Raw genomic sequence first — 13,343 nt, 5'->3', positions numbered from 1 at the left:
GCCAAGGATGGCAAACTCATTATCTCAACATCATTTGAACAAACGGCTATTTTATAAATTGTCATTGGTTAGTCAGGAATTCTGGTAAACATTCTTTATGACGGTGTTGAATGCGAATTATATCTTTAGTGATCACTGCATTCCCCGTTAATATTGCAGCCATCATAGTGGTCATAGTTAACAAGCCATTTGAAGATTTTATGATCTGTTCAATTAATTGTATTGGATAACCACTACCGTGGCGTTGTAATGCGTGAATACCGCCGTGTACGAAAGAATTCAATGCAGCCCATTGCACGTCTCTAAACTCTTTAAGCATTAAGACCGCTTGCTCTGGCGCTTTGCCATCAATGGCTTTAATCATATCGGCATTATTGGGTTTTTGATCGGCATTTTGTGAGAGTTCACTTAATGTCGAAAACGTATTTTCCACCTTTTCATCACTTGCGGCATAAAAGAGCCATATGGCTCTAGTGAGGGCTTCAAATTGAGCACGCATGATACATATTGCTGAAGTGTAATTTCCGCACATCGCTAACTGGCGCAGGCTACTGGCATGCTCGACAGCAACCATGCACATGATCCAACTCGACGTAACTCGCTTGCTATCATCAAATGGGCCGTAATCAAAAATACGGCTAAATTCGCTGTTCAGCCCTTCTGACTTTTCTAATAGTTCATCCATAACGTGCCAACCTTTCTATCGAATATTCTTTAACACCCATCAAATTTTAACTCTATCGAGTTGAGTAAATTATTTTACATGTTATTGTAATTACATAAAAATCTAAATTGTTCAGGGACGTTAATGGATATCAAAAATTTAGTTGTTCACGAAGTTAGGAAAAGTAAGGACGCTAGTGGCAGTATTCTCCACCTCAGAGAAAAAGAAAATATTGCCAATGAGCATGCAAAAACATTGGTATCTCAATTATCTCAGTTGTTTCGTAAAACAGGCTTAAATACTGGGCAATTTTCAGTTCCAGAAGATCCGAATCTTCCCAAACCAGCATTTATGCAACTTGTTGAAAGTCAATTCAAAAATAGTAAATTTACTGATTTCATTGAATTTAGTCGCTCTGCAACCCGTTTATTTAAAACGTTTTTAGACGAAAGTGGCTCTTCAAAAGGCGGCTATCTTTGGCTCAATCACTATACCCACAATGATGACCATTTTTTATCTATCGTATTACTGCGAAAAAAATACGGTATAGCACTTACTGAAGAGCTTGATCTAGGGGAAATAGAGCAATTAGATTTAGACACTTTACATATGGCAGCAAGAATAAATCTGAATGCTTGGTTAAATGAAGTTTCAAACAGATATATAGCATTTAGAATAGGAAGAAACGCTAAAGATGTAACTGACTATTTTTCAAAATTTATAGGTTGCGAAGAATTTATTAAAGCTAGGGCTGATACTCAAAACCTAGTACAAGTTACAAAAAAATATTGTGCGGCACATTCGTTTGATGAATTCAAAACCGAACAAGTAAAACAGCGTGTTCTTGAGCAATGTTTAAATTGGATTGATAATGAAGAATTTGTAAAGCTTGATAAGCTCTCGTCAATTTTAGATGAAAGCTTCTTGGGGCCAGAAAATGATAACACGGGAATTTTCTTAGAAATCGCACAGAATGAACCATATTGTTTAACCAATGATTTGATGGTTGAACGTTCTGTACTTCGAGGGTTAACTCGATATTCGGGAAAGAATAAAAACCTATCGATCAGCTTCGACAGCGAACTATTAAATACAACAGTCTTTTTTGATTCGACTAAAGGTGAATTAAGATTTACTGCCTTGCCCGATGCACTTGTTGAACAATTAAGATCTGAAAAGAATGACCTTAACAACTAACTCAATTTTCCAACTACTTGAAAAATTGGCACTTAGATCCGAGCTAAAAGCGTCGGAAAATGGTTTTGAATACCAAGTCCAATTAAGCGAAGAGACAATTATTTCTTTGAAAGAAGATTACAAAAACGGTTTATCTTTTGATGGATTAAAAGTTGATGAGCAGTTTATTGATATTGATGAGTTGTCTAGTTTTAAGGGTAGAATACTAACAGTTCAATTTTCTAATAATTATTTGCGGCAACAAAATATTTTCATATACACAAATTTTGAAGATTTTTTGGCCTACAAGCCTAATTTATTAACACCACCTGAAAACTTTATCATTTTAGAACAGCGACTTTCATATTCAAAAACCTCTGATGTATCTGATCATAAATTATTAACCTATTTTAATGTATGTCGATTGCTTTCAACTCTAAATGAATACGCCGATCATCAGGATAGATTCAACTCTAACGTTATATATGAGTTGGTTTTTCTACATAAATCTAGGATGGCAATAGTTGTTAATTACTCGATTGATTGTTTAGATTTTGGTCTTGATGGAATTAGTATTTTCAATTCTTTGTTTTCTGATCCCGCACACAAAGATCAAAAGTTAAGCATTCTGAAAGAAGTAATGTTTGGTTTTCTAATTAATATTAATAAGACTCAAAGATTGGATTTTTTGATACAACATTTTGGTGAATTTTCAAAAAGACTGAATGAAAATTATCAATTATTTGTCTCCGAATTTTCTTTTGATGATGTCAGGCGAGAATACGAAGAAAAGAAACGCGATTATCTAGTAAAGATAAATGATGTATTTGCACAAGTTCAAACTAAAATGCTGGGCATACCAATATCATTAGCTTTAATCTCTTTTAAGATGGGCACAATAATAGACAGCCAAACATTTTGGGCCAATTTAACATTGCTGATTGCTATCCTTGCTTATACTGCAATGATGTCAATGTTAATTGAAGGGCAAAAAGCGACCTTGACTAGTCTAAAAGACGAATATACTAGTCATATGAATCGTTTAAAACATCAATATCCAGAGCAGTTTGAAAAAATAAAAAAATCAATAGATGACTTGGACAAGCGTGAAAAATCACAACGTAAAAACCTTAATTCATTTTACTTTTTTGGTTTAGGTTTATTAATTCTTACTTTTTCTGTTTTTCTTTTCTATTTGCCATGGAAAACGATAATGGGAATTTCATAGTAGTTAGTATTTTATGGGGCACTATGGTCAGCAATATAAAAATATTCATTTAAATCACGAGTAAAATTAATTTGTTAAGCCGCCGTTTAACACAAATTGATTGTGATGTTGAGTTACAAAATCGACTACTCTAGGCGAATTTAAAAGCCCATGCAAAAAAATAGAATCCCAATTATTGGGAGTTCCAGTCCTATCATCAAACCACCTTAAGTCTTGCTCAATTAAATGAATGACATTGGCTACGGTTAATGTTTCTCTCTCATATAACCCCCTGATCGCTAGCCCTGGTTGATTCATAAGCTTAGACCACAGAGTACGTGACAAATATTTTTCCAAACCGGATCTTTTTACAATATTCTCAACATGATATTTAATTGAATTAATTGCAGGATGATTGGGTTGAATATAAACAATTTCGACTTTTATCCAGCGAAAATGATTAGTGGTTGTAATCAAACAAGAAAGCTGTCTAGTTTCAAATTCATCATCAAAATATGGATGTAAGACACGTGCGTTAGTTGCTGGACTCCCTTTTAATAAGGTTCCACGTCGAATGTTGCAGCGGCAAGCTGGGACAAGATTTTTAGAAAAAATAGCCCATTCAGGATAATCAGATTTAGGCAGAACATGGTCTATTGACCAGGGAAATTTGCCTCCACACATTGAACAAGTTTCATCAATAGTATCTCTCATGTTTTTTATAAACTTGAGTTCGTCATCCTGCCTTGTTTCATAACTTTTTATTAAAGCACTTTTAAGCTCATCCGTAATAACGTTGGGAATAATATTCCAAGCATTTCCCAATTGCTGCATGTAATGCGCATATTGAGCTTTAATTGAGTCTGCGTTGACCCTTAAATGCGGATTTATTGATGTTAATTTGTGGTTGCTGGCGAGGCTTGTTAAATATCTTTCATCATTTTGAACGGGTAGAGGAAGCTTTTTCATCTTAATTTTCAAGCCTCGACTGCAAATCCATTAGAGCAGCAAGTGACAATTCTTCACCAAGCTGTTTTTCAACAGAATCAAAAGTGCGACCTTTAATTTTTTCGAATATTTTGTCTGTTAGTTTGCTTTCGATATCTTCTTCAAAAACAAATTGGGAAATTGAATCAACATCAGCACCAAAGGTTCTTAATCTTGGCTGGGTAATCGATATGTGCTGATTTTCTTTTTTGTAAATATGAACTTGCTCTCTAGCAACCTCGCGCACGAAGTATGCAGAATGAGTAGATAATATTGCAAAAGAGCCGGTAAATTCGAGTATTTCATCAAGCAAGCCAACAAAATCAGAAATCATGTTTGGATGCATATGTGTTTCTGGCTCGTCCATCAATACAAATGACCCATTTTCTATATGCAAACAACTCATGAGTGCGAATTTCAAAAAAGTAAGCTGGCCGCTACTCAAAGGATGGTGATTATTGTCTACTTTAAATACAGGATCTGCACCTTCTAGTAGCCCTCCCCAAACTTCCAAACTGTGTTGCTCACCACCAGGCTTGCGTAACTTCCTTAACGGAAAGTGCTCTCCATCTTTCAATCTGACATGTATATTTTCAAACGGTAAAGCCTGTGCCAGTGCACCTGCAAATAAATCCCATCTTGAGCGTTTTCCTATAGACTCTCTACTTCGTGCTATTTGCACCAGTGCGTTGGCAATAGTACGAGTGCCTTTTCGAGTTAAGTTTAAACGTCGATAATGTAATTTTTGGTTTTTTCGTCGTTCAATTGGGAATGTATTCGACGTTTCCCCAGGCGTCGCCATTGCCAATATACGGCTGATAAGTGGCCTTTCCCCATTGATGTCTAAAAGCTCAAGTCCTTTATCATCATATTGGAGTGCGCCTCTACAAAATGCTTTTAAAGACTCACTTTTGCCTAATCCATTCTTACCTATAAGCACTGCAATTCTGCGTGGGATTAATGACTCTGAGTTAAATCTAAGATGCAACGAATGTGGAACTGCAAATCCTTCAAGTTTAAATGAAAGCTTTAGATCGTTAGATATACTTGACAGATTTTCATTTTCCACCCCGTCTAATATGCTATCTGCATTATGGAATGCAAAAAACGGCTCAGAGTTTCGCATAAAACCCAGTTGAAAGACCTTTGATTCTTGAGCATCGGTAAACCATTTGGGTTGTTTGTTTTTAAAGTAAACTAGGTCATTAACTGCTTTAAGTACAGACTCGCTAGCTTTTTGCCCTTGAGATTCAACTAAGGAACGATATCCTTGCATATCTAGTTGCATTGTAAAAAATGGTGGTATTGTGTGAGTTAGAGCAAAGCCATCAACATTTAACTCTCGCAAATATTGATACAACGATAGATTAATTTGCTCATATTTCTCTCTACTCATTGAATCATTGTCAGTGAAAGGCAAAAAGCCGATGAGGATATTCCCCTCATGGGGTGTAATTTCCTCATTTATGCAAACCTTGTAAGAACACCTGATATGGTAATTAAAATCATTCCAGCTGTCTTCTGACGGGGTAATAATAAGTTGTCCAGGTAATGGTAATAGTTCCTCCCTGTTATTAGCCGAAAACAAAACCTCTAAATCTTGTTCCTCTGACATTTTATTATTTCCCTATTCGTTCAAATATTAATTTTCACAACACCTGTTCCACAATGGCGTCGGTGAGGTGCAGTTGGGTGGTTTGGGCTTGATTTAGCTTGGCTTTTAGGGATTCACATAAGTTGAAAAGAATTTCGATTAATTCAACAGTTAATTGCTGTTGCTTAATTGATGGGATTGGGATTAATAAATCCCTACATTGCTCAAGAGACAAATTGTCTTGACCCGCCGTTCCCTTAACTTCTTTTAACACCGACGCCAGAACAAGATCTGTAGGTAGCATGTAATACAGATACTGTGAATTAATGCCACCCAATGGCCTGAATACAGCAAGTGCTTGGTTCATATTCCATTCTGGATATTCATCAGTAATAACCGCTACTTTACCGAGAGGAGGGCCTACAATATTCATAATCACATCACCAGGAAATACTCTAGATCTATTTAGAATCCCAGTATGAGTCTGAGCAGAAATAAATATAGGCTTATACGCGAAATCCAATTTATTTTTAACTATGTTATAAACTTTCAAAAAAGGGATAGCCCCCCTCTCCAACAATTCTGGTTTAGATGGTGTCGTACCTTTTGTAATAAAATCGCATATAAATCTAGCTTTAATTAACACTTTATTGTTGGTGATGTTAACTTTTGCTTTTTCGTATTCGTTTTGAATTACCAAGTTATCTTTATTGTTGAGTTTTCGCTCACAATGCTCTTGATATAATTTTTCAACCAAATTTTCTATTGGTTCGTCATTGGGGTCTTGTTTGACGAGTTTGCCCATGACTGCGAGTTGCAGGATGGTTTGTTGTAGTTGGGAGATAGCGTCTTGAGTGGTGAATAACACGTCGAAGTGTTGGCTAATCATTTGCCAGTTGTTGTTGAGTTCGTCGGCATCTTTGGCATTGCTTAGGGTGGCTAAAAGGGTTTCAACTAAAACCTGATGGGCCTGAATACTGCTTTCGGTTTGTGTTTCGAGTTGGTCACACAGCACCATTAATTCATCGATTTTAGCGACTATTCTGTGTTGTTCAGCTTCTGGAGGAATAAAAAACAAATTATCGTTTAGTATTTTGAAGTGGCGACCATATCCTCTGCTTTCCAAATCATAGCTATTCAAATAAAGATAAAAATATCGTGGATATATCAAGATAGGGCACAGAATTTTTGTACCGTCAGCTCCAGCAATAAAATCAAAGTCTATATATTTTATATTTCTAGTGTGATCTCCAAAAACGATTACAGGACTTGGTAACTTAATTAATAATTCATCATCGTTTGAATAACCGGAAATATACTCTTGCCCTTGATCTACAACAGGATGCAGCCCTTGATTCTGAATTTCTGATGTTTTTAATTTCTTACCACTTGGCGATATTGGGTAATATATATCAGGTAATTTTTTACATACCCATCCCAATGGCACTTGAATTTTTATTTCACCATCACTAAAAGTTGGTAAAGGTTTTTGTTTTTTAATTTTACCCTCTTTTACCAATTTGGCTTTTTCAACTTCAATTTTTTTGAGCAACTCACTGACGGGTTCATCATTAGGATCTTGCGGGACTAATTTACCGCGCACGGCCAGTGCTAGAATCAGCTCACGGAGTTTTTTAACACCTACCAGTTCCAGCTTTTTTGAGCTACCACGGCCTGCGGTGGATTTGGTTTTGATGGCCGATGTCCAGATATCCAAATGCTCGGTGATTAAGACTTGTGGATCCCCGCTTTCTCGGGAATGACGAACAGGGGAATCAGCCATTACACCTTGCCCTCACCTGTATTGGATGACAGGGCGTCGGCCAATATGCCTTTTAACTGATCGCGCAGTTGCTGAATATCTCGTTGCTGTGAGTTGTATGCAGCCAATAGCTCTTGTGGGTCGTGACTGATTTGCTCGCCTAAGTGGGGGTTTTTAATGTCGAGGTTGTAATTACGAGTAATGACCTCGTCGATGCTCACCTGCCAGGCTTGTTCGGTTTCTGTTCTTGTAGCAAAACCGTCTTGTTCATTGCCCCACCACTGGTTTTCAGTTTCGAACTCTTCAAAACGCATGGGTTTGGTTTTGTTGTAGTTTTTTACGCCTTCTGGATAAGGGTGCTCATAAAACCAGATATTTTTAGTCGGTGTGCCTTTGGTGAAAAACAGGATATTGGTTTTAATGCCAGTGTAAGGGGCAAATACACCATTGGGTAAACGCACTATGGTGTGCAGGTTACATTCTTCCGTAAGCAGTTTTTTGATTTTGGTTTTTACGCCTTCACCAAACAAGGTGCCGTCGGGCAATACCACGGCGGCGCGGCCACCGTCTTTAAGCACTTCAATGATTAACTGCAAAAACAAATCGGCGGTTTCGCGGGTTTGCATGTCTGATGGAAAGTTCTTCTCGATACCGTCTTCTTCGGTGCCGCCAAATGGTGGGTTAGTGGCAATCACATCAAAGGTGCTGTCCCATGATGATAAGGGTTTATTCAGGGTATTGCCGTGTTTAACCTTTACGGGTACTTCGATGCCGTGCAACATCATGTTTGTGGTACACAGCAAATGAGGCAGCTGCTTTTTTTCTACCCCGTGAATTTGGCTTTGCAGGGTTTGATGGTCGCTACCGGTTTTAACGTAGTTAGTTTTAATGTGGTCGACTGAGCACGCTAAAAAGCCACCTGTGCCGCATGCGGGGTCGAATACTTGTTCACCTAGTTTTGGGTCAAGCCTGTCGATTATAAAACGGGTTACAGCACGTGGTGTGTAAAACTCGCCAGCGTTACCTGCACTTTGTAAATCACGGAGGATTTGCTCGTAAATATCACCAAACAGATGGCGCTCTTGTGAATCGCTAAAGTCGACTTCATTAAGTTTGTTGATCACCTGGCGCAGCAGTGTGCCGTTTTTCATGTAATTGAAGGCATCACTAAAGGCTTCGCGCACCACAAAACCACGGGGATTTTTATCGATGGGCGCGATGAGGTTTTTGAGCGTGCCAAACAACTCGTCGTTTACAAACTCAAGCAGTTCGTCGCCTGTGATCCCTTCTGGATCAGCCGCCCAGTTGCGCCATAAAAACTCTTCTGGAATGGGGGCACGGTAGTTGTCTAATTCAAGCTCTAGGTCTTCTTCTTGTGCATCAAATATTTTTAAAAACAATAACCATGACATTTGGCCGAGACGCTGTGCGTCGCCGTCTACGCCTGCGTCTTTACGCATGATGTCTTGGATGGATTTAATTACGCTACTGACTGACATATTTTAATTTTTCTCTGGTTGTCGTGTTACTACTTTAAAACTTAAACACTGCTCGTTAACGCAGGGCTTAAGCCGACTTGTCTGGTTTGAAACTATAGATGGCGGTTTCAAGCTCGGTTATGGCTTGGTCGTATTGCGGACGACCGCCGAAGCCTTTTTTTACTATTTCACTAAAAGAGCCAATTTCGGTAAAGGGGTAGACCTTAATGGTTTGCAGGTTTTCAACTTCGCTGACCCCTGCATCGGCGTATTTATCTAATAAACGGTTTAATACACCTTGTGCTTGCTCAGAATATTGGGTGAAGTAATTACGCTTTTTAACGTTATTGGCCCGTTCTTGACGGGTTAAGGGCGGCTGGTCGAATACGACGTGGCAAATCATATCAAAGGGGTCAAGGTCTTTGCCGACTTCTTGTTCGAGAGCTTCCCACAAAATACCTTCTGACGAAAGTTCATCGATGATGGTTTGTTTACGCTCGCTCTGATTCCACTTACGTACAAAGTCGTCGAGAGTAGCAAACTGCTTGGTTAAGGTTTTACGGGTGTAGTCTTTAAATGACTCGGTGACTAATTTGCCGTCACTGTCGTAATACTGCACACGCTCGGCGACTTTAAGTACCTTAACGCCATTAACATGGTATTTGTTAACCTTTTCAGGATCTGTCCAGTCGCCACCATTGATAGGGCCATCTGGCTCAGAATTACCAGACTCGTAAGTAGACTCACCTCCGTTGACACCTGAGGTATCGGAGTCTGTATCAACGTCATCCGTGTTATTTAGTTCTTCTTCAAAATTGGATTCTGGATCATTAATATTTGAGGCTTTAGTTTCAAATACTTTTTCAGGAATACCGTCAAAGTTTTTATCGGCAAACAATTCGGTGGCCTTTTTGAAATCCAAAATGGTGAACCACAGTTTGTTGTATTTATCGTCAATACGGGTGCCACGGCCAATGATTTGTTTAAATTTGGTCATGGACTGAATGGATTGATCAAGCACCACTAATTTACAAGTTTTAGCATCGACACCTGTGGTCATTAATTCCGATGTAGTGGCAATAACCGGATAGGCTTTTTTAGGATTGATGAAATTGTCGAGCTGGCCCTTACCTATTTCATCATCTCCGGTGATTTTGAGCACATATTTATCGTTTTTGGCATACTGCTGTGGGTTACAGTTAATCAGTGCACGGCGCATGCGATCAGCATGGTCGATGTCGTTACAAAACACGATGGTTTTATCCATCTCGTTGGTACGTTTTAAATAGTTAGTAATAGTTTCAGCCACAAGCTGAGTGCGCTCGTCAATGACCAAAGTGCGATCAAAGTCTTTTCCATTGTAAATCCGGTCTTCAATCACATTGCCTTTTTTATCTACTTGGCCTTTGGTAGGTCGCCAACCTTGTAGGTCGACATCAATATCCACCCTCACCACTTTATACGGCGCTAAAAAGCCGTCTTCGATGCCTTCTTTGAGTGAGTACATATAAGCAGGCTCACCAAAATAATCGCTGTTAGATACTTCTTCAGTTTCTTTTGGTGTGGCGGTTAAACCAATTTGAGTCGCACCTTTGAAATACTCAAGAATTTCACGCCAAGCACTGTCATCAGCGGCGCTGCCACGGTGACATTCGTCGATAATGATTAAATCGAAAAAGTCAGGGTCGACTTGTTTGAAGGCTTTTTGCGATTCTTCGGGGCCGGTCAAAGCTTGATAAAGTGCCAGATGAATTTCGTAAGCTGGATCTACTTTTCGGCCAGTGATTTTAGTCATGGCCTGCCCAAAAGGCTGAAAGTCGTTTATACGAGTTTGATCAACTAGGATGTTTCGGTCAGCCAAAAACAGAATGCGCTTTTTGGCTTTTGCCTTCCACAACCGCCAAATGATTTGAAAAGCCGTATATGTTTTACCTGTACCTGTTGCCATAACGAGTAAAACACGATTTTGCCCTTTAGATACCGCTTCAATCGTTTTGTTGATGGCCTGAATTTGATAGTAACGCGGTGATTTACCACTGCCATCATCGTAATAGTCTTGAGTGATAATGGGTAATTGGAGGTCGGTATAACCTTTAAAAGCACAGAACTTGGCCCACAACTCTTGCGGACTGGGGAATTCGCCTAAGGTAATTTCACGCTCTAATTGTGCTGTATTGGTTTTATCATGAAAAATAAAACCATCGCCATTGGAGGCAAAAATGAACGGCACATCTAATAAACGGGCGTAATCTAAACCTTGTTGAATTCCCTTGCCTACTTCGTGTTTGTTGGCTTTGGCTTCAACGACAGCAAGAGGAATAGAGGGTTTGTGATACAACACAATGTCAGCAGATTTAACGGTTTTACGCACACCCATGTTGCCACGTACAACTACTTTACCATCGCGTAACTTCACCTCTTGGCGAATTTGGAACATATCATCCCAACCGGCATCCTTAATGGCAGGCATGATAAATTTGCTGATGATGTCAGATTCGCTAAGCACTTTTTTATTGATGGGTGACATACAAAAGTTCCCTCTTTTTTATCTCAACGCGAATTGTCTTTTTAATGCCTGTTTGTATTTGATAGAGCACCAGAAAACGGCAAATAATTGATTACACATCAACATATTAACCGCAGTTTGGAGATATGGCTATAGGTGATTTTAGAGTAAAAATTTATGTATGTTTTTAGATTTGATTAATCAATTAAAACAACAATATTTTGTTTATGTACGGATTATTTATTGGGACAAATAAAAACTCCTGTATCTTTTAATAACTCAGGAGTTTTTTGATGTTTACAAGTTGTTATTGTTGAATTTAAAACAGAATCTTTTCAGCAAAAAAATCATGTCGATTAATGAATCGATCAATATATTGCATGGTATAAAATGCATCATGATGATCCGTTTCTATCCGCCATACTGCGTTATAAACCGCCAGATAAAAATGGTCATCAGTATCAAACAAATTCAATTGAGATGAATTTTGTCGCGGCAATTCGGCTTTTGTTACCTCCAATATCGCCGTTAAAATTTTAATCAAAGCTTGTTTTCTCTCTCTGTTGAAATTGTTTTGAATCTCGTCTCTCATTACTTTCTCCTTGTTTAGTATGAGAAAATAACTAGTTGCAGAGCAGGAGAATTTTTGAATATAGAGATTTAAAGCATAATCAATTTTTTATCTACTGGCGATGTTGATGGATAATTGACAAGTATACAAACTTTTCCGAACGCGCATTTTGAGTGGCTTGATATCACCAACTCTTCGTTCTGTGTACAAAAATATGCAGCGCTGCACATTTTTAATAGATGTTGCTTTAAACAATATGAAAATTGGGATTTAGCGGTAAGTTTCGGCTTAACTGCTTTTTGGTGTGCTTGAAAATAATTTCAGGTAAGCGGTCAGAAGCGCTTTAAAAGCACAATATTTGTGCCAAAGTTGTTTAATGCGATGATCATTCCTGCTCTTTTTAAAGTCTCTGACCCATTCGAGGGATCCTGTTTATCCGAATCGAATCGCGCTAGTAATTTTTCCGCATCTTTTATTGAATAGTTAAACAGTTTCCCAGCTTCAGACAACTTAAATTCCTCCTGTTAAATTCTAACGCCCTTTTAATGGGCAAAAAAATAATTGGCTAAAATAATTGACGAAGGAACAAAATCCAACTGTTTTTTTTCCTTTTAAACGACTTGTTATAAGGCGGTATTACTGATGTGCTTGTACACTTGCATTCAATAACTTTTTAGCTGCGCGGCTTATACTGAAATGGTAATTACATATGAAAGCACGATAGCCTAAATCTATTTTTTTAGGTCTGATCTTAGATGCCAGCTTTCTACCAAAGCTAATGCTTCTAATGTATTCGATTCTGATATTGTTCTTTAGATTTCTTTTTGCTTCGTTAATTCCATCAATTGCTCTAACACTAACAAACCTATTGTTAAGAACATTATCTTCATATTTATCCGCAAGGAACGAGGTCGAAACTTCTTTGCTTTCACAAAATCTCGCCCAAATATTTCTGCTTTTTGGGACAACAAAATCTTTCCTTTCCTTCGCATATTTAAACGATGGAGCAATCCCTTTTTGTCCTGACAAGTCCATCAAAACCTTATAAATAGTAGGACCATAGTTATTTTTGGCTGTGACATTGTCTACATGCCACGCTTGGCGCATGGATACCTTAATAGCGGCAATTACCTCTCCATTCTCAATAAAAGCAATTACTGGAAATTCAGGCTTACCTACGTCCAAGGAAGGCCGTTTGAAGTATGTAAACAGAGAAATTTTTTCTATATTTTTTAAAGCCAAATATGCTCTCCTTAGCCTTATACGCTGCAATCTGCGGAAATTTGCGAGCGCTAGCGAGTAAATTTTCCGTAGCAGTCCTTTGTGTACGCCCAGCATGGGCATGAACTAATGAGGTGAAAGTCCTCTGTAGGAAGGTCACCGTTTATTTAACTTACC

10 protein-coding genes are annotated in these 13,343 nt (G+C 38.3%); 2 read left to right on the top strand and 8 right to left on the bottom strand.

What is annotated here, in order from left to right; translation table 11 throughout:
* Positions 1-61 precede the first annotated feature (61 nt).
* Positions 62-685, bottom strand: coding sequence for a hypothetical protein (locus ABKW31_RS21255; RefSeq protein ID WP_348618664.1), 624 nt, complete (start codon positions 683-685; stop codon positions 62-64).
* A 123-nt stretch (positions 686-808) separates the two neighbouring features.
* Here ABKW31_RS21255 and ABKW31_RS21250 point away from each other — a divergent pair, with 123 nt between their 5' ends.
* Together ABKW31_RS21250 and ABKW31_RS21245 are read left to right on the top strand one after the other, a co-directional pair.
* Complete coding sequence (locus ABKW31_RS21250; protein WP_348618662.1) at positions 809-1,861, top strand: nucleoid-associated protein; 1,053 nt, start codon at positions 809-811, stop codon at positions 1,859-1,861.
* Positions 1,845-3,068, top strand: a complete 1,224-nt coding sequence (locus tag ABKW31_RS21245; RefSeq protein ID WP_348618661.1) for a hypothetical protein — start codon at positions 1,845-1,847, stop codon at positions 3,066-3,068. Before ABKW31_RS21250 ends, ABKW31_RS21245 begins: the two co-directional genes overlap by 17 nt.
* 66 nt (positions 3,069-3,134) lie before the next feature.
* Here ABKW31_RS21245 and ABKW31_RS21240 read toward each other — a convergent pair whose 3' ends face one another.
* The 7 genes from ABKW31_RS21240 to ABKW31_RS21210 all read right to left on the bottom strand — a co-directional run bounded on the left by ABKW31_RS21240 (position 3,135) and on the right by ABKW31_RS21210 (position 13,187).
* Positions 3,135-4,016 (bottom strand): hypothetical protein, encoded by an 882-nt coding sequence (locus tag ABKW31_RS21240; protein WP_348618660.1) that lies wholly within the window; start codon positions 4,014-4,016, stop codon positions 3,135-3,137.
* Position 4,017: 1 nt separating this feature from the next.
* Positions 4,018-5,649, bottom strand: a complete 1,632-nt coding sequence (locus ABKW31_RS21235; RefSeq protein ID WP_348618659.1) for an AAA family ATPase — start codon at positions 5,647-5,649, stop codon at positions 4,018-4,020.
* Between the two features lie 34 nt (positions 5,650-5,683).
* Positions 5,684-7,411 carry a restriction endonuclease subunit S gene (locus ABKW31_RS21230; protein ID WP_348618658.1) on the bottom strand — a complete coding sequence of 576 codons (1,728 nt, stop codon included), beginning with the start codon at positions 7,409-7,411 and terminating at the stop codon, positions 5,684-5,686.
* Positions 7,411-8,889, bottom strand: a complete 1,479-nt coding sequence (locus ABKW31_RS21225) for an N-6 DNA methylase (RefSeq protein WP_348618657.1) — start codon at positions 8,887-8,889, stop codon at positions 7,411-7,413. Before ABKW31_RS21225 ends, ABKW31_RS21230 begins: the two co-directional genes overlap by 1 nt.
* A gap of 67 nt (positions 8,890-8,956) precedes the next feature.
* Positions 8,957-11,395, bottom strand: coding sequence for a DEAD/DEAH box helicase family protein (locus ABKW31_RS21220; RefSeq protein ID WP_348618656.1), 2,439 nt, complete (start codon positions 11,393-11,395; stop codon positions 8,957-8,959).
* Positions 11,396-11,693: 298 nt separating this feature from the next.
* Positions 11,694-11,966: a hypothetical protein gene (locus tag ABKW31_RS21215; protein ID WP_348618654.1), complete on the bottom strand. Its 273-nt coding sequence runs from the start codon at positions 11,964-11,966 to the stop codon at positions 11,694-11,696.
* 615 nt (positions 11,967-12,581) lie between these two features.
* Positions 12,582-13,187 carry a hypothetical protein gene (locus ABKW31_RS21210; RefSeq protein ID WP_348618653.1) on the bottom strand — a complete coding sequence of 202 codons (606 nt, stop codon included), beginning with the start codon at positions 13,185-13,187 and terminating at the stop codon, positions 12,582-12,584.
* Positions 13,188-13,343: the final 156 nt, after the last annotated feature.

It is taken from the genome of Paraglaciecola sp. 25GB23A, assembly GCF_040012495.1.
Lineage (GTDB): Bacteria > Pseudomonadota > Gammaproteobacteria > Enterobacterales > Alteromonadaceae > Paraglaciecola.
Note: the sequence above shows the minus strand (reverse complement) of the source record. Positions and strands in the feature narration are given on the sequence as shown.